Raw genomic sequence first — 17,138 nt, 5'->3', positions numbered from 1 at the left:
CGTTTTTCCACCTAGCTGTTGGAGCGTGTCTGAAAGATCGTGTAAGTCCGTGATGTGACAGCCTGGCCCGCGGCTCGGCCTCGGGCCCTTGGGCCGGGCGGATCGGACGAGTCATGGCGGACAAAGACGAAGCGGCCGCGTCCGTGGCCGGCGACAAGACGGTCGATGAGGTCGTCCAGCGGTTGCTGGACAAGGCTGATGCCTCCGGGGCGGCCCTGCTGGGTGAGGGCGGGCTGCTGACGGAGGTCACCAAGGCTGTTCTGGAGCGTGCTCTGGAAGCCGAGATGAGTGAACATCTCGGCTACGAGCGTGGAGATTCCGCAGGTCACGGGTCGGGGAACTCGCGCAACGGGACGTCATCCAAGACGGTCCTGACCGATGCCGGCGCGGTCACTTTGGCGGTGCCCAGGGACCGCAATGGCGAGTTCGAACCGCGGCTGGTCCCGAAGAACGCCCGCCGGCTGGCGGGGTTCAACGACCGGATCCTCTCGCTCTACGCCCGCGGGATGAGCGTGCGGGACATCCGCTCCCACCTAGCGCAGATCTACGGGGTCGAGGTCAGTCCCGATCTGATCAGCAAGGTCACCGATGCCGTGATCGACGAGCTCGTGACCTGGCAGAACCGGCCCCTGGATGCGGTCTGGCCGATCGTCTACATCGACGCTTTGTGGGTGAAGATCCGGTCCGGTTCAGTGACCTCGAAGCCCGTCTATCTGGCCGTCGGCGTGGACATGGACGGCCGCAAGGACGTCCTCGGTCTGTGGGTCGGAGCCGAGGGCGAAGGCGCCACCACCTGGATGGCAGTCCTGTCGGAGCTGCGGAACCGGGGCATCGAGGATGTCTGCATCGTGGTCTGTGACGGGTTGAAGGGCCTGCCTGACGCGGTCACCGCGACCTGGCCCAAGGCCACCGTCCAGACGTGCGTGATCCACCTGACGAGAGCCTCGCTCAGGCTGTCGTCGTCGCGGGACCACCCGAAGCTGGTGCCGGCCCTGAAGGCGATCTACACGGCACCGACCGAGCAGGCCGCCGAGCAGGCCCTCGATCTGTTCGCAGCCTCTGACCTGGGCGAGCGCTACCCGGCCATCGTGCGGACGTGGCGATCTGCCTGGCCGGAGTTCACGCCCTACCTGGCGTTCCCGCCGGCCATAAGGACGGTGGTCTACTCCACGAACATGGTCGAATCCATGAACGCCCGCCTCCGCAAAGCCACCCGCAACCGCGGCCACTTCCCCTCGGAACAAGCCGCGTTGAAGGTCCTCTACCTCGCGGTCCGCGAACAGATCAACCCCAAAGCGCGCGACGCGAACCACGTCGCCGCACACTGGAAAGAGGCACTGAACCAGTTCTCACTCTTCTTCGAGGACCGGCTCAGCATCCAATGACACCAACCGACTTACACAAAATCGCTGACACGCCCAGCTGTTGTGAGAGTGCTGGTCACGAGCGGTCTGGCGCACATGGGCGGCGTCGTTGTCAGTGGTGCGTTGCATGATCGGCGCGTCAGTTGTTCTGCGGGGATGGGGAAGCGCATGCCGATCACCAACCAGCGGGTGGCAGGGCACGCGTTTCTGCGCCGGATGTACGAGGACTCGTACTTCCCCGATCACGTCGTCGACCAGGGCGGAGCGATCCTGCTGCGGCTGTGCGAGCGGATTGAGGCCGAGCAGCCGTCGGATCTGGAGGCCCTCTATGCGCTCACCCAGGCCGCGACGGAGGAGTTCAACCGTCTGGAGGCGCAGTTCGAGGCAGCCGGGAGTGGGATCGAGACGATTGCGCGTGAGTGGATCGCTGAGGACTTCTGGTTTGTCGCGTCGGCATACGGGTTCACGAACGCGGATGCAGAGGAGCTGATCGCCGGCCGGGACTGGTAAGCCAAGAGATAGCCGCCGCCCAGGTAGACGTGGCACGGTGGCTTTGTTCACGAGGACGGGTTCTGGCTCAGCTTGTGTGGTGAGGGCACGCTGAGTAACCGGTTGGGGATGGGAGCCCAGGCTGGCTAGGCTCTCGTCATGAGCGGTCCGGTGTTGGTGATTGAGTTGGCGGAGCCCGTCCAACCCGTATCCATCCAGCGGCTCCGGGAACTCCTTGTCCGTTCCTCATCGCACTTTGAGGAGAAGCGGGTCGGCGAGTACGACCTGAATATTCACGCGGAGAGCCTCGGCATCGCCGATACCGGGGGCATCGACGGACGCCGGCCTGTCATGGTCTCTCTCATGGGACCCGGCATCGGCGACGAGGCCATCTTCGAGGCCGAGCACGCCGACGAAGTCGACCAGGAACCCCTTATCGGCTTCACGCCGACCCACGCCGTCGACGTCATAGCGTTCTGCAACAGGCCCGTCGACCACGTCGTCACGGCCCTGCTGACCGCTGCCGTCATGGACGTGATCGGCGGCGTCGCCAATGCCGAACTTCTTGAGGATCAAGTCCCGATCGTGACCGACCTTCCAGGCATCATCGCGACGATGACGGATCCGTGGCCTGCTGCCTACGGTTCAGCGGAATTCCTCAGAGCGTGGGCTCGGCAGCCGGGCTTCCGGCTCCTGAAGTAGTCGCAGACCAGCTAGTTTTTAGGCCAGAAGCACACGTTTGCGTAACAGGGTGAAGCCAGCGCGGCCGAACATCTGACGCTTGAGCATCTTGATCCGGTTGACATGGCCTTCGACGACTCCAGAGTTCCAGGTCAGTGTGAGGCCAGCGATCACTGCATCGCGGTCGCGGTCGATACCTGCGGCAAGCGTGTGGAGGCTCGGGAGGTCGTCCTGTTTCACGGCGTCGAGCCAGTCCGGCAGTCGCTCGCCCTGGCGCTCGGTGAGCATGGTCGCGAAGGACCGGACGTGCCTGCTGAGGGCGTCGATCTCGGGGCAGTTCGCCCGGACGTTCTTCAGTTGGAGTTGCTCGGCATCGGGCAGGTTTTCCGGGCGGCGCAGAACCCATCCCGCGACTGCCCGGGGTGAGGGCGGCCGGGCTGTCACGGGTCGTGGCGAGGTGCGCTTCTGGCGGAGGTAGGCGCGAACGCGCTGGTAGCTGCCCTGGTAGCCGAGCGGGACAATCTCTTCCCACAGTTTCCAGGCGTTGGTGCAGCCCTCGTTCCAGCGGTCGTCGAGGTAGGTCTTGTACTCGTCGAGGACGGAGGTCCGGGCCTGCCACTGACCGGTGAAGAGGTCTTCCGGCTTGGCGGCGTCCGCGTACCGTTTGACGGTTCGGCTCGTCATGCCGAGTTGCTGCTGGATCGCGCGACGGCTGTGTCCTGCCTCCACCAGGGCATGGACGGTGGCGTGAACGGCTCGGGTTCGGTCGGCGAACCGGTGCCCGGTCGGCCATGGCGAACCGGCCGACTCCTCTGCAGGGTCGGGCTCCTCCTCGGTCGTTTCAGGCGTCTCAGGGACCAGGACGCGCAGGCACTGGCGGTGCTGGGCGATGCTCCGCTCAGCGGCCTCGCTGAGGTTGTGCCAGAGATGCCACCGGTCCGCGACCTGCACGGCCTGCGGTGCGCCGGCGGTGGCGCCCTCGGCGAAGAACGGGGCTCGGTCCCGACATACGACCTCGATTCCGGGCCGTTCGGCCAGCCACGCGGCCAGGCTCGATGACTCCCGGTCGGGCAGCAGGTCGACCGGCCGGCGGGTCTCGACGTCCACGAGGACGGTGCCGTAGTTCCGGCCTTTTCGGGTGGCGTACTCGTCGACGCCGACCACTCGCGGGGCGGGCACCTCCGGCTCGGGAAGTGCGTCGATCAGCCGCAGGACCGTGCTGCGGCTGATCGGCACTCCGACGACGTGGGCCAGGCGGGCGCCCGCCCGGCCCGCGAGGGCGAGACCGATCGCGGCCAGGGTCGAGCGAAGCCTCTCGGTCCGCTGACCGTGCCTTCGGGTCAGGCCGGGTATTTGCTCGACGAACGTGTGGCGTCCACACTCGGCGTTCCGGCAGGTGAACCGGCGGACCCGCAGCTGGAGTACGACGCTTCGTCCCGCACTCGGAACATCGGCGGGAAACCGCAGGTAGGAGCCGTGAACCCGGCAGGACCACGTTCCGCACCCCGGGCACCAGGCGCCCGCAGCGGTGCACCGCACTTCAACACGCACTATCGCGATGTTCACGTCCACCGACAGCACCGTGACGTCGTCGATCGACGGGAACAGCAGCTCCTCCAGCCGGAGCAAGACCTCTTTCACAGCCCGAACTGTCAGGGCAGTCGCTCCTGCCACTGCTCATTTCGAGGCAACTTCCGGAGGCGTCAAAGGAAGTTCAGTGGTCACTCACAGTGAACGGACCACACAACCTGAGCCAGAACCGCTACTCGTGTACAAAGCCACACGGGAGAGTGACAGGCTGCTGACCGCCCATGATGCCGGGTCCTCCGAGGCCGAGTTGCAGCAGCTCGCCGCCGACGGGCTCGGGGAGGCCTACTTCCGGGACAACGGGAACCGCGCGGACGGCCTGCGGATGGAGTTCACCGACATCGACTACGTCGAGACCGATCTCTGACCTCGGCCCGGAAGGGTTGACCTGCGACGTTTATGCCCCTGGCCGCCCACCCGCTAGGTGAGTGGCCCTTCCGCATGCTGCACCCGCGGTCGGTTCAGTCCGAGGCTGCCTCGGCACCGTCGATCCGCATTGAGCTAGCGAGCCAGGAACGGCTAGTGCGGGTGTCTGGGTGGTCGGGTCCTAGGACGCGGCTTTCGTCGGCGATGAGTGCGGTCATGAGGTCGCGTGCGGTGTCGGGGTCGCCGGCATCGCCGACGTAGTAAGCGTGCTGGTAGCGGCTGATGAGGGTGTCTGGGTGGTCGAGGCCCAGGACACGTTCGCGGTCGGCGGTGAGGTCGGCGTAGAGGTCGCGTGCGGTGCCGGGGTCGCCGGCGTCACCGAGGCAGGCGGCGTGCCCGTCGCGCGCGTCCAGAGTGTCGAGGTGATCTGGCCCCAGAAAGCTTGCTGAAGCTGTGGCCAGAAGCCCGTAGAGGCGGGCGGCTTCCTGGAAGTCACCGCGCTTGCTGGCGGCTGCGGCCTCGACGCGTAGCTGCTCTGCGGTCTTGTTCGGTACGTCCGCGCTGATGAGAGGGTTGTCCGGGACAAAGGGTGCTGTGTCGCCGAGTTCGGTGGTGATGCGGTAGACAGTGTCGTCGTCGGTGTCGTTGACCGCGCTCACTCGTGCCAGGGCTGCGTCGATGTCGTCGGCCTCCGGGTCGGCAGATGTTTCTTCTTTCTGGGCGAAGGGGGCGAGGGGGGCGAGGTCGGGCAGACGCTCGTGAGAGGCGCCAGCTTGGCCTCGGAGGCGGTCAAGTTCGTCGGTCAGCGCAGTGATCTGTTCCTGCAGGCGTGCGGAGAGCGCTACAGCCTGCTGCTTCTTCTCCTCGGCGCGGGTGAGCTCACTCTCGGCCTTGGCCTGCTGGGACTGTGCGCGCGCGAGCTTGGCCTGGGCGGCCTCCACCACTTCCCGGCCTGCGGCGTGGTCACGTTCCCGCGTCAGCGTGTGGACCCGGTCGGTCAAGTTGTGGATCATGCCGAGAAGGATCCAGATCAGCCGGGCGCTGTTATCGGCTGCCTGGCGGAGTTCGGCCTGCTGTTCCAGGGCGCGGGTGAGCCGGTCATACGTCTCGATCTGCTGCGCCTGTACCGCGGCCAGATCCACAACGCCTGCTCCGGAACCCGTGCCTGCAGTTGGCGCTAGACCCCTGGCCGGCGCGGTGCGGGGTGGGTGCATCGCGTCGTACAAGAGGCCGTCGGCCTCACTCTGGCGGCGTTCGCGTAGCTGAGCTGGAACGGTCGCGCCAATCAGCGCGGTGACGAACGGCTGCGGAGGGATCCGTCCGCTGAGGAGCGAGCTGATCTGCGTCGTGGAGTAGTTGATCTCCTTCTCCAGCACAGCGAGGGTCTTGCCGGAACCCTCTACCTGAGCGCGCAGGAACGCGGCGAGCTTGCCCGCCGACGGGTTCACCGGCCGGATCGCCCCCCACGGCCGACCCTTGCGCTTGTCCGCTTCCGCCACCCGTACCCCCTGCTGCATGCTGCGCGTTTATCCGCCCTATCCAGGACAACCACCGTTCTGTCCGCAACCTACCTGCGATGTTCCGTCTGGAGGGTCGGGATAAGTCAACTCCCGCGCATGGTCTGCCTACCGGCCGCACACCGCGGCCCCCTGCACTCGAAAGGGCAGCCCGTGAACGACGTCCTCTCCATCGCCTCCGACGTACTCACCCTGATCGGAGCGACGCTCTCCATCACCCTGGAAGCCCGACGGGCCCGCCGCGAGGCCCGCAAGGGCGACGCGGACCACAAGGGTGAGAACCCTCCGCAGTGACCAGGTGCCTGTGCCCCGGCCTCCCGGTCGGGGCACAGCCATGTCTGGACGGGGCCGGCCGCGGCGGGCTGCGACAGGCCGGTGCCCCTGATGCACCACCGTCCGGGAGGTGCCTCCTGCCGCACCGGCGCCTGCCGGGCGATCGGGCCCGTGTCTTTCGGTCGGTCAGCGGCGCATGCGCCAGGCGCCGTAGAGGCCGGTGACGGCACTGATGACGCCGGCGAAGCCGGTGGCCCCGACGGTGAGGTAGACGCCGGCGCAGGTGGCGAGGAGGACAATCAGCACGATGCTGTCGCGGTGGCTGCGCCGGTCATCTTCCGGGGGAGTGGCCGCTTCCGGGCGGGCGGGGGCTGTACCGGGCCAGGTGTCTGGGGTGTGGCGTCGGTGTGGGTCATGTCTCCAGGAGAGCGGCCGACGGGGCGGGTTCCTAGCGATCTGTACGTGCCCGCATGGACCCGGACAGCGTCGGTCACTGTGCACGTGAAACCGCCCTGACCTCGAACGCCGCCCGGCGTTCAGCAACGTTCGGCAGATTCCGTGTACGTACGGTGCAGGGCCCCTCTAGCGTTGGTTTCCGGACAAGGGGGTGATCCGGTGACACAGACAGATCCCGGGATCGAGCCGCACGACGCCACCGCTATCACCGTGTTCGAGGACGCGCTGCGGGCATTCACACAGGAGCTGAACCGGCTCCACATCGACCACGGCGCGCCGTCCTACGCGATCATGGCCAGCGCCTCGGTGAGGCCGAGGCTGACCAAGGCCGGGCTCAACGAGATGCTCTCCGGCAGACGGTTCATTTCCCTGGAAGCACTTCTCGAGTTCGTCCGGGTCCTCACCATCCCCCGAGACCCGGATCAGGGCTCAGCTGCCGGGTCCCAGTCCGACACCGACCTCATAGACGAAACGGCGCGGCCGCTGGCGCGACGTCAAGCTGCTCCAACGCCAGGCCCAGCCGACCAGCAAGCGCTTACGTGCCACGGTGCGGCAGACCCTGGACGATGCCGCGCAGGAAGCCGAAGTCGTCCGCGAGGACGCCCGCGTGGCAGCAGGCCGTATCCGCGCGAGCGCGGAAGCCGAGGCCGTGCGACTCCGCGCCGAGGCCCAGAAGGATGCCGACGAACTCCTGCACCAAGCCCGCGAGAGGGCCGAACAGGTCCGCAGAGCGTTCGCGGGGGAGGGGTTAGGCCCGCACACGCCGGGGGTGGCCGCAGGCTCGAGCAACTCATGGTGGCGGCAGGGGGAAGGCCTTGCGCTGCGTCCCGCGATACGTCCGCTGGCCGCAGGGGTCGCGGTGGCCGCGCTGGCGACGACCGTGATCCTCACGGGGGACTCCATCATCGGCACGTCCGGCGACTGCAGGGCCCAAGGCGCCGACCAGCTCATCTCCCGAGCCGACCTCCAAGGCCGCGGTACCGTCCAGCAGGCCGCCTTCGTCCGTAAGCCCGAGGCCATCATCACCTTCCCGCCCAACTACACCCCGCGACCGATCTTCGGCTTCCCGAGCGGACCCGCCTCCAGCCCTTCGCCGGAAGCATCGCCCACGCCGAGCGCCGAGCCGACCCCGAGCCCCACCCCCACGCCCAGCACCTCACCCACACCGACCGCGTCACCGGCCCAGGACAGACGCGACCCCTGCGCCGAGAAGGCGCACGCCCGCTAGACCGCGAGCCGGCCATCGTCGGCGAGGGGCCGGTACCCGCCGCAGAGAGCGCGGCGAACGGTTCGGTTCCGCATCCGTCGCATGCGGCGGATCGGCGGCAGCGTTCGCCTATTCCATGAGGCCGAGGGCGTTGTCGGGGTTGCAGTACGGGCAGGCCTCGACGTTGTCGGCGAGCATCCGGCGGGCCTGGTCGCGGTCGATGGGCTTGCCGTTGCCCATGATGCAGTCGCCGACGTGGACACGCAGCGGCCTGGCGCCGGCCGCCGTGCGGATCGACTCGACCTTCCAGTCCGGGGGTGGCGGCAGTGGCCGGCGGGACTGCTCGGCGGCGAGCTCCGCCTCCAGGCCGTGGATCTTCTCCTCGACCTGCCGCTGCTGCCACTGGAGCCAGGCCCGCACGGCTCGCCACTGGTCCAGGCGCGCCTGGACCCTGCTCACCGCGACCGCGCCCCTGGGCCGGCCGCCGCGAACCCACCACGGCGGTGTCCCGCCGCGCGGTCTGCCGCCTCGGCTGCCTGACGAAGCTCGACCCGGCCCGCCGTGGACCATCCAGACCCTTCCCAGTAGGGGTGCGCGCTGATCCGGCACGACAGCACGATCAGCTCCCGTCGGAGCTCCGCTCCTCCTTGCCCGGGCCGGTCGGCGAGGCGCTGGTAGGCGGCGGTCCACTGCTGCTGGAGCTTGATCAGGTCGTCGGGGAACGGGAAGGACTTCATCCACTTATTCAATCAGGTGTTCGAATTATTGTGCGAGTCCCGACGAGGTGCTCGTGGCGCCTGTGACTGAGCGCTTCAGTTGGCGTGTGAGCGCGCTCCTTGGCGGAGCTGAGCAGCGTAGATGGCGGACGACTCCATGGCAGGCCGGCGGCGCTGCGGAGCGCACGGCGGGAGCCGGGCCCTCGGTCGCGGGCCGCGCCCCTGGCCAGAGGCCCGGCTTGTCGATGTCGAGCCAGGTGACGTGCGCGCTGTACCCGCTGTGCTCGTCGTCGTTCACGCACTCGACTCTGTGTCTGATCCGTGAAGCGGCTCTCTACGGCGTTGTGCGTTGACGCGGCGCAGGTGCTTCACCGTCACCGCCGCCGGGAGACCGGCCAGGAGGAGGGACAACCCCACCGGGAACACCCCCGCCCACACCGTTGGTGAGACGTACGCGGTGCCGGACGAACCGTCCACCAGCCACGCGCGGACCGGTGGCGAATCGATGTCGCCCTCGACGGGGACATCGAACGACGAGCCGCCGTCGTCCGGGGTGAAGGCGCCCGAGCAGGACGTCGACACTCCCGCATTGGCCACAGTGTTGTCGTACGTCCGGCAGTCTGCTTCGGTCACGGTGCCGGGCTCGCCCCACAGCGCCGCCCGCAGCTCTGCGGTGAAGTTCGTCAGTACGACGTAGGCCAGAATCAGCCCGACCAGACAGGCCAGGGCCAGCCACGGGGCGGGTCCGACCTGCTCCGGCCCGCTCCGTTGCCCGTCCAGAACGTTCCCACCCTCGCTCATTCCCACCCTCGGATCTCCGACGGACCTTCATGGTGACCGATCCGAGGTGCCCTCGGAAGCCCTCCACGACGTACTGGTGGGCTCGCACGACCGACACCGGCCAGTGGATGTCGTCGGCCGCGTCGGATCCGCCTCCGGGTGAGCGTCGTACATGGCGAATCCCGCCAACTGAAGCGGTCCGCAGGCCCGTGGCCGACCGCGGCGGACGCCGCGCGTTCGTCTCGGGCAAGAAGAAGCAGTACTTCTGCGTCGGTGTTGCTGCCAGCGACGGCGGTGAGAGAGCGAGGGGGAGTTGGGATGCCCCTGCGGTGTGACCGAACTAAGCTTGGAAAATCCCAAGTGACGTGTTGGCTGCAACGCCTTCCGTGCTGCGGATTTAAGCCGAGTTGTGGAGGTGCTCAAGATGCGAACTCACGAACCGAGAGAGTTTCTTTCCAGGCTCTCAAACAACGAGTTGCCGGACCCTACAGAACTCAGCGTAGTCGGCATGGTGAAGATCGACGAAAGTGATTCATCGGTAATTAGGTTCACGCAACGTGTCACATGCGAAAGGTGGCTGACGCTCCCCACTGATTTGGTGGCGTCGTTCACGCACTTGAAGAACCTTAAATGCCAAGACCATGAGCACCCTCTCGTCATGGTTAAATTCAAGCGCCCCGAGGAGGTCCCTCAGGATCTGGGATTCCTTCTAACCTTGTGCTCAGAGCTTCAAGCCTCCTTGTCTAGCGCCGCATCCAGCATTCGCAAGTCCACTAAGGCCCGGAAATCCAAAGAAGATAAAGTGAGCCTACGAGCTGACTGCCAAGTCGTAGGCACACCCGAAGGTACAGTCATCTGTTGTGTATTCCCTGGGGGACCGGCACTGACTTCGAAGTAGAATGCACGGGACTCGTATGAAAACCTTCAGGGCCCCTTATTGGCGTTGCCGCTCCAGGGTGACGATCGTCGCTGCGATGGACCACATTTGATTCGCTGCACCGGGACCTGCAGAAGATCAGCCACGACTTCGGTCGCGCGACGCGCTCGACCGGTGTCCGTGCGGCGGACAGCGCACGGTTGGCGGGTTGCCGGGTCGGCGTGAGCTCGGGCCCAGCGGGCGCCTGAGGGGTGTTGTCACCCACGAGCCGGCTTCCACGTAGGCGCGGTCGTCGGCTTGGGCTGCAGTGAGATCGTGTGTGCGGGGGCAGTGCGGGTGAGATCCACAGCAGACGTCCAGCGGGGTGGCGCGCTTCTTCGCGCGAGGCTTCCTCCTGGCAGCGCTCGTGCTGGAGGCGCTGGCCTTCTCGCCAGTCACTCGGGCTTGCCCGTTCGGCGCTGGCGCAGGGCCTCCATCAGGTCGACGACGACGCCGGTGGACTGGGCGGTGCGGCCGGATGGCGATTCTGAAGGCGAATGAAGGTAACCGTGAGGGCCGGGTTGGCGAGGACCTGGTCCTCGTCTGGGCACAGGTGACAGCGGGGGGCGACTGCGACCGCCGTGTCCGCAACGCGGCGAGCCGCCGAACCCAACGACCACAACAGCCCCAAGCTGACTTGATCCACAGGTCTTGACGATTCCTCAGCGTCAACCCGAAGGTGCTGTCTCGCCTCAACGAGCTGGAGGAGGACCTCCTCGCTCGCCGCAAACGAGGTGTCGAAGAGGACTGGCGAGGCGAGATCGAAGGGCTCGATCCGACGTTCACCATTTTGCGGAGCAGGTGGCCTGGCGCTGAGCGGCTGCTCGGCTTGCCGCTATCGGAGAGACCTCTGGCATCAGTCGAGAATGCGATCACGGCCGGCCAGGTGTGAACTGGAAGGTGAACGGAAGATGTTGGCGGCTTCGGCGCCTTTGTCCCGGTGAGGCGGTGGATGCACACCGGCTGATGGCGTTCGACACCCGGTCTCCTGGATCGCATCGACGGTCGGCAAAGCGCATCCCTAAGGGCTATCACCTAGGCCGTGGATAGTGGCTCCATAAAGGGTGTGCTGGCGGGTGTCCCGTGGGTGTCCTTACCAGTCATGCGCAGATCCCGCTGCAGGACGGAGTCTGGGCGCTCTCCGATGTTGACCGAGTGACCATCAGGCGAACGGGGCCGGCTGACGGTAGCTCCCGCTCCACTGCGGTGAAACGGAACAGAACTCCGTGCTGTTTGCGTATCACCCCTCGAACTCTCTGAGATTTCTACAACTTCTCCTATCGGAGGTTGCAATGACATCCCCTACTGCCAATGTCCAGAACACTCCGGAACTGTCGCAGGAATTCCAGGAAATGTGGGTTCGGCGCGGCGAACCGTTTAAGCGGAAGAATCCGTTTACCCCGACCCTGCCAGTGATTATCGAGGGAGAGGTAGTCTACGACCTTGAGCGCATGAATTTGGAATATCCAGGAGAACTGTACGTTACGCCCGTGGTGCACAGATCGACGCTCGCTTTGGCTACCTTCGTCGATGCCAAGGAGATGCTGAGGAAAGCCCAAGAAGTGACGGGCGATGACGAACTGCGTCAGTTGCTTCGGGCAAGCGCCCTCGGCTGTGTCGCCGATGGCGACCCAGTGCGGCTAGTTCTCGACTGCTACGACAGGCAGAATCTTGAGGGAAGCAAACTGAGGCTGGACCCGGAAGCCATGTGCCCTGAACTGTACAAGCTCAAGCGCGGCAACAACTTCCCTCCCCTTAATTGGGACAATGCCATTCGCTCTGTCGACGCATGCGCCTACCCGTACTCCGTGTCGAGTGATCCATGGTTCCATGGCACCACCCACTTCATCAACTTCCGCTGCTCGTTCAATGCGACCACATTCGGCTACACCGCTTCGTCGATCAGGAATTGGGGAACACTGCCCCCCGAATTCTGAGTAGCGGGAGCAGGCGGTCCCGCGCAGGGCGCGCCCTTGGGCGGGGTTCAGATGTCAGCCTCGGGCCTCGTCGACCCGGACAAGGCCCTCTGCCTCAAACTCGCCCAGGCCGAAGATCGCAGCCGTCCGCTGGCCGGGATGTGTGACTCCGCTCGATGCCCCCAAACCGGAGCTTCGTTGCGTACGTGACGCTCCTCCAGGAGATCACCGGTCGCCCGTGACCAGCGACGCCACATGATCACCCCGACTTTGAATCAGCCCTGTGAGACGCCGTACGAGACGGCGTTCGGAGCGATGCCATTCGCGCCCCGCCACGGCGTACTCTCCGAGCACCTCCTTCTTCTCGGCGTCCACGCTGACCACTGGTTGCCCGGCGTCCAGATGCTCGGCGACCCGCTCGTTGATGTAGGCGGAGCTGCGCGTCCCGGCCGGGTGGCGAGCGCCCTCGGTGGTGCGGGAGGTGGCCTGCAAGGAGAATCCCTCAGCCTTGAGCAGGGCGGCGACCGAGTCGGCGCCTACCCGGTGCCCGGCTCCGCTCAGCTCCTCGGCCAACTTGCGCGTGGACTTGGTTGTCCAGCGCAGCGGGGACTCCGGGTCGGTGTCCCGCAACCGCTCGCAGCCCGCTCCCGCCGCCCGGATGCGACCGCTGCGCACCGCCCGCCGTCCAGCTTGCGCTGCTCACCGCACTGCCTGTACATCGATGCCCGCGCGGGGCGGTAGTTGACGCGCCGCTCGACATACCGCATGGCCATCCTACGAAAATGCCGTATGGGCCGTACGGGGCATTCTGCCGACTCTCACTTGACATCCGGTCAGGAGACCGGCAGAGAATGAAGTTATGAAACACACCGAAGGCCCTCAGGTCATCGTCACACCGTCATCCCTGCTCTTCACGCTCACACCCGAACATCGAGAAAAGGCGCGCAGCTGCCTCGAGACGTCCGGAGAGATCCGGATCTCGTTCGAAGAGGTTTCCGTGACCAATCTGACCGAGATCCGGGAACTCGGCAGGGAAGGTGTAATCATCGACTGAATCCCATCGGACTCGCCTCTCCACTGAGACCGACATAAAAGGGAAACGGACGAAAAGGTGCCGGGATTTCTGACATCGACCAGGCCTGAGGTCGGGGTCGCGTACAGCAGGTCTACCCCAGATTTCATCCGGCGAAATCCCGGCTCGGTGGACTATATCGAGGTTCCCTTCGAACTCCTCCTTCACGATCCGACGGTCGCGACAAGAGTTGGTTCGACACCCGTCGTTCTGCACTGCGCAAGCCTTTCCATCGCCGGGTCGGTGGCACCGGAAGCAGCGGTCATCAGCAGCGTGGAGGACTGGATCGGGCGGACGGGGACCCCGTGGCTAGGAGAGCATCTGTCGTTCATCACGGCCGAGAGGGAGAAGCCTGGCCGGTTCGCCGACGAGTACGCACCGGGCGAGCCCTGGAACATCGGGTATACGGTCAGTCCCCCGATGAACTCCGCGACTGTCGAGTCCGTCGTCCGGTCGGCGGAGCTTGCCGCGTCCGCTTTCAGCGTCCCGTTGATCCTTGAGAACCCGCCTGTGTACTTCTCTATGCCCGGCTCCACCATGAGCCAGGTCGAATTCATCTCGGAGGTGTGTGCACGGTCGGAGGCCCGTCTGCTTCTCGATCTCGCACATTTCTACATCACCTCCCGGACCCTGGGATGCAATCCGATGACCGAGCTCGCTCGCCTTCCCCTGGAGAAGGTGGTGGAAGTGCACGTCTCGGGCGTCGATACCGACGCTGGCGGGTGCTGGGACCACCACGCGAGCCGTGCGCCGCAATTGGAACTGGACCTGCTCGAACTGGTCATAGAGCGCGCCCCCGTGTGCGCTGTGACGCTGGAGTACAACTGGTCCTCCCGTTTTCCCGAGAGTGTCCTGCTGGAGGAGATTGCCCGAGTCCGGGATGTGATCGGCGCATGCCGGACCTGGTGAACTCGGACATCAACTCATTCGTGGCCCGATGCCTGCTCGACCCGGGATATCTGGACCGGCTGGCCCGGAATCCGCACGACGAAATCGCGGCGCTCCCGGTCAGTACCGGGACCCGGACCGCGATCGCCGGGCTCGACTTCGAGCGGGTACGGCTGTTCGCCGGGTTCATCAGCAAGGTTCAGCACAACGATCTGTGGGACGACTTTCCCTGCACCCGTTCCCTGCTCAGGTACTACCGGGTCGAGCTCGCCACCTTCGCGGACTACCGTGCCCACCATCTGGAGCTGGCACGCGCGGGCAAGCCGACGCGTGCGGCGAAGACCGAGGCCTTCCTGGATTTCCTGGAGAGTCGTCTCCGCCGCCCGGTCGGGCCCGAGTATCCCGGGCTTCTGGATGTGCTCACCCATGAGCGCCTGCACTGGGAAGTGACGCGGAGCCTCCTTGAACGCCCCGGTCCGGACCAGGGCGGCAGTCCGGTCCGGGGCAGGCCGGCCCCGGGGCCTGTCCGCGCCGATCGTCCCGACCGTCGCACGGTAGTCGCATGCGACGTGCTGCGCGTCGCCGCGCTGAGCTACGACCCACTGGACGTCACGGCCCGCCTCCATGACGGCGGACGGGCGCTGGCAGACCTCGCACCGAATGCCGTCTGTCTCTGCTATTGGGGACGCGAAAGCGCGGGAACGGTGTCTGTTCTGGCGGTGGACCCGCCCACCGCCTCCGTCCTGGCCGCCGTCGACAACTACCGGCCGGTCCATCAGGTGCTCGACGAGGGCCAGACCCTGCTGCCGGAGGCCGACCGCGGCGATCTGGCCCGGGTACTTGACAAAGCGGTGGGGCAGGGGCTGGTACGGCTGATCGACATCCCTGCGGCAGTGGAGTAAATATGCGGGTCACCTTCATCGACAACCTTCTCCTCGAACAGGGGGCGGACGGGTACCATTTCGATCTCCAGCCGCATCTCGGCCTCATCTCCCTGCTCGCCGTTCTCCGGCAGGGGGGCCACCAGGGGACCCTGATCGACCCCAAGCTGGAGGTCAGCTCGGGCCGACTGCTCCTGGACGCATCGCTGTACGAGAACATCGCCGAACTGGTCTTGGCCTCACAGCCGGATGTGGTCGGCATGACGAGCCTTGGCTGCAACTTCATGGCGACCGCCAAGATCGCGGCACACCTGAAGCGCCGCAGCCCCGATCTGCCGGTCCTGCTGGGCGGTCCGCACGCCAGCATCCTCGACGTCGCCGTGCTGCAACGCTTCCCGCAGTTCGATCTCGTCGTACGAGGCGAGGCGGAACTGACCCTGCTGCCGCTGCTCGACTCACTGCATTCCCGGCAGTTCTCCGGGCTGCTCGGCATCACCCACCGCAGTGCTCAGGGTGTTCACCGGAGCCCCGATGCGCCGCTGGTCGCCGACCTGGACACGCTTGCGCCAGCGGCCTACGACCACTATCCCGTGGCGCAGGCCGGGCAGGAGCTCCTCCGGGTGGAGGCCGGTCGCGGCTGCCCCTTCGCCTGCACCTTCTGCTCGACCGCCAGTTTCTTCGGCCGCCGGTACCGGCTGAAGTCCGCGGAGCGGCTCTGCTCCGACCTGGACCGTCTGCACGAGACCTATGGGATCAGCCACTTCGCACTGACCCATGACCTGTTCACGGTCAACAAGACCAAGGTTAGGGAGTTCTGCGAAGCGGTGGCGCCACGGGGCTACACCTGGACCTGTTCCGCGCGCATGGACTGCGTCGACAGCGAACTCCTGGATGCCATGGCCCGAGCCGGCTGCCGCTCCATCTACTACGGAGTCGAGACCGGGTCACCGCGCATGCAGAAGGAGGTGGCCAAGCGCCTCGACCTCGCCCTGTTCTGGCCGACGCTTGAAGCCACCAGCCGGACCGGGATGGAATCGATCGCCTCCTTCATCACCGGCTACCCCCAGGAGACCGCCGAGGATCAGCAGATGACCTTGGACCTCATCGGTGAGGCCTGGATCCGGCACGCCGACATGCTGACGACACAGCTGCACCTGCTGACACCGGAACCCGGCACCGAGTTGCTCGACCAGTACCGGGACCAGCTCGCATACGACGGTCATATTTCCGACTTCAACCTCCCCGCTCTCGAGGCGGACGACGCGGACATCACCCGTAACGATCCCGAGATCTTCGTCAACCACCACTACTACCGAGGTGTCCTGCCCAGGCAGCGGCACGTTCTTGTCACCTCCGTGTACCGGGCCCTGTGCCGGCTCAACCGCAATGTGCAGCGTCATCTGCTTGCGCGGTACAACAACAGTCTCGGTGGGTTCTTCGACGACCTGCTCTCGTGGGCGGGCACCGACGCGGACGCCCCCTCGGACGCCCCGGAGTTGCTGCAGACGTACCTGGCTGGCAGATGGGGCGCCGAGGACTACCTCCTGTCCCTGGTCCGCTATCTGCTCGCCGCTTCCGACCCCGTGCGTGGGGCCAGCGGCGGCGCGGCGGGCCTGCCGGAGCCACGTTCGCACTCCACTCATCCGCTGCTGCAGCTATCCCCCGTGCCGCCGTGCTCAGGGACATCCATGCCTGTCCGGAGATCCTGGACGTGCTGAGCGCGGCCCCTGCGCCGGAAGCCGCGGAGATCCCAGCCGGGCTGCGCACGCAGAAGGGCCAGTACCTGCTGCTGCCGGGCGACAGTGAGCACACGGTGCGCAACCTCACCATCAGTGGCGACTCGGTACGGTTGCTCACCTTCCTGGAGGCGCCGCGCAGCAAATCCGAAATCGCGCAGTACATCGGCGTCGCGGACAGTAACGCGGAATCGCTCGGCGCGCTCCTCGGCCGTCTGCTCGACCTCGGCGTTCTCCAGCACAGGGAGCTCAGGGAGCCTCAACCGGCAGCGGGAGCCTGACATGCCGCTATT

Annotated in this window: 17 protein-coding genes and 1 pseudogene; 12 read left to right on the top strand and 6 right to left on the bottom strand. The window is 66.2% G+C overall.

Features of this window, described 5'->3' with window-relative positions; translation table 11 throughout:
- The first annotated feature begins 113 nt into the window (after nt 1-113).
- The 3 genes from JIW86_RS00205 (at nt 114) to JIW86_RS00195 (ending at nt 2,555) form a co-directional block, all read left to right on the top strand.
- Entirely contained in the window at nt 114-1,385 is a 1,272-nt protein-coding gene (locus JIW86_RS00205; protein ID WP_257551921.1) for an IS256 family transposase, read from the top strand.
- 147 nt (nt 1,386-1,532) lie between these two features.
- A complete protein-coding gene (locus JIW86_RS00200) occupies nt 1,533-1,874 on the top strand; it encodes a DUF5713 family protein (RefSeq protein ID WP_257551936.1) in 342 nt (113 codons plus the stop codon).
- 138 nt (nt 1,875-2,012) lie between these two features.
- Entirely contained in the window at nt 2,013-2,555 is a 543-nt protein-coding gene (locus tag JIW86_RS00195; RefSeq protein WP_257551935.1) for a DUF6368 family protein, read from the top strand.
- 18 nt (nt 2,556-2,573) lie between these two features.
- Here the strand turns inward: JIW86_RS00195 and JIW86_RS00190 are convergent, their stop codons facing one another.
- On the bottom strand, nt 2,574-4,175 hold the full coding sequence (locus JIW86_RS00190; RefSeq protein WP_416237499.1) for an ISL3 family transposase: 1,602 nt from the start codon (nt 4,173-4,175) through the stop codon (nt 2,574-2,576).
- A 127-nt stretch (nt 4,176-4,302) separates the two neighbouring features.
- Here JIW86_RS00190 and JIW86_RS00185 point away from each other — a divergent pair, with 127 nt between their 5' ends.
- On the top strand, nt 4,303-4,488 hold the full coding sequence (locus tag JIW86_RS00185; RefSeq protein ID WP_257551934.1) for a hypothetical protein: 186 nt from the start codon (nt 4,303-4,305) through the stop codon (nt 4,486-4,488).
- A 94-nt stretch (nt 4,489-4,582) separates the two neighbouring features.
- Here JIW86_RS00185 and JIW86_RS00180 read toward each other — a convergent pair whose 3' ends face one another.
- Nucleotides 4,583-6,004, bottom strand: coding sequence for a tetratricopeptide repeat protein (locus tag JIW86_RS00180; protein ID WP_257551933.1), 1,422 nt, complete (start codon nt 6,002-6,004; stop codon nt 4,583-4,585).
- Between the two features lie 153 nt (nt 6,005-6,157).
- Here JIW86_RS00180 and JIW86_RS00175 point away from each other — a divergent pair, with 153 nt between their 5' ends.
- Both JIW86_RS00175 and JIW86_RS00170 read left to right on the top strand, forming a co-directional pair.
- Entirely contained in the window at nt 6,158-6,298 is a 141-nt protein-coding gene (locus tag JIW86_RS00175) for a hypothetical protein (RefSeq protein ID WP_257551932.1), read from the top strand.
- 982 nt (nt 6,299-7,280) lie between these two features.
- Nucleotides 7,281-7,961 (top strand): hypothetical protein, encoded by a 681-nt coding sequence (locus tag JIW86_RS00170; RefSeq protein WP_257551931.1) that lies wholly within the window; start codon nt 7,281-7,283, stop codon nt 7,959-7,961.
- 108 nt (nt 7,962-8,069) lie between these two features.
- On the opposite strand, the gene JIW86_RS00165 is transcribed toward JIW86_RS00170, so the two are convergent.
- The 3 genes from JIW86_RS00165 to JIW86_RS00155 all read right to left on the bottom strand — a co-directional run bounded on the left by JIW86_RS00165 (nt 8,070) and on the right by JIW86_RS00155 (nt 9,457).
- Nucleotides 8,070-8,399 (bottom strand): DUF6233 domain-containing protein, encoded by a 330-nt coding sequence (locus JIW86_RS00165; protein WP_257551930.1) that lies wholly within the window; start codon nt 8,397-8,399, stop codon nt 8,070-8,072.
- Nucleotides 8,396-8,677, bottom strand: a complete 282-nt coding sequence (locus JIW86_RS00160; protein WP_257551906.1) for a hypothetical protein — start codon at nt 8,675-8,677, stop codon at nt 8,396-8,398. The genes JIW86_RS00165 and JIW86_RS00160 overlap by 4 nt, the downstream gene beginning before the upstream one ends.
- Before the next feature lie 273 nt (nt 8,678-8,950).
- The gene (locus JIW86_RS00155) at nt 8,951-9,457 is read right to left on the bottom strand and encodes a hypothetical protein (protein ID WP_257551929.1); all 507 of its coding nucleotides are present in this window, start codon (nt 9,455-9,457) and stop codon (nt 8,951-8,953) included.
- A 2,187-nt stretch (nt 9,458-11,644) separates the two neighbouring features.
- Between JIW86_RS00155 and JIW86_RS00145 the strand changes: the two genes are divergently transcribed.
- Nucleotides 11,645-12,289 carry a hypothetical protein gene (locus tag JIW86_RS00145; protein WP_257551928.1) on the top strand — a complete coding sequence of 215 codons (645 nt, stop codon included), beginning with the start codon at nt 11,645-11,647 and terminating at the stop codon, nt 12,287-12,289.
- 288 nt (nt 12,290-12,577) lie between these two features.
- Here the strand turns inward: JIW86_RS00145 and JIW86_RS00140 are convergent.
- Nucleotides 12,578-12,946: pseudogene (locus JIW86_RS00140) on the bottom strand (ISAzo13-like element transposase-related protein); the annotation flags it as partial.
- Nucleotides 12,947-13,127: 181 nt separating this feature from the next.
- On the opposite strand from JIW86_RS00140, the gene JIW86_RS00135 reads away from it, so the two are divergent.
- The 5 genes from JIW86_RS00135 to JIW86_RS00115 are packed head-to-tail and all read left to right on the top strand — an operon-like array spanning nt 13,128 to nt 17,126.
- The gene (locus JIW86_RS00135; RefSeq protein WP_257551927.1) at nt 13,128-13,322 is read left to right on the top strand and encodes a hypothetical protein; all 195 of its coding nucleotides are present in this window, start codon (nt 13,128-13,130) and stop codon (nt 13,320-13,322) included.
- 57 nt (nt 13,323-13,379) lie between these two features.
- Nucleotides 13,380-14,249, top strand: a complete 870-nt coding sequence (locus JIW86_RS00130) for a DUF692 domain-containing protein (protein ID WP_257551926.1) — start codon at nt 13,380-13,382, stop codon at nt 14,247-14,249.
- On the top strand, nt 14,234-15,130 hold the full coding sequence (locus tag JIW86_RS00125; protein ID WP_257551925.1) for a hypothetical protein: 897 nt from the start codon (nt 14,234-14,236) through the stop codon (nt 15,128-15,130). Before JIW86_RS00130 ends, JIW86_RS00125 begins: the two co-directional genes overlap by 16 nt.
- Nucleotides 15,131-15,132: 2 nt before the next feature.
- Nucleotides 15,133-16,827: a B12-binding domain-containing radical SAM protein gene (locus tag JIW86_RS00120; RefSeq protein WP_257551924.1), complete on the top strand. Its 1,695-nt coding sequence runs from the start codon at nt 15,133-15,135 to the stop codon at nt 16,825-16,827.
- The gene (locus JIW86_RS00115) at nt 16,782-17,126 is read left to right on the top strand and encodes a hypothetical protein (protein ID WP_257551923.1); all 345 of its coding nucleotides are present in this window, start codon (nt 16,782-16,784) and stop codon (nt 17,124-17,126) included. The genes JIW86_RS00120 and JIW86_RS00115 overlap by 46 nt, the downstream gene beginning before the upstream one ends.
- Nucleotides 17,127-17,138 lie beyond the last annotated feature (12 nt).

Source organism: Streptomyces sp. NBC_00162 (assembly GCF_024611995.1).
Classification (GTDB): domain Bacteria; phylum Actinomycetota; class Actinomycetes; order Streptomycetales; family Streptomycetaceae; genus Streptomyces.
The sequence above is the reverse complement of the archived record's forward strand: the minus strand, read 5'-3'. Positions and strand labels throughout refer to the sequence as shown.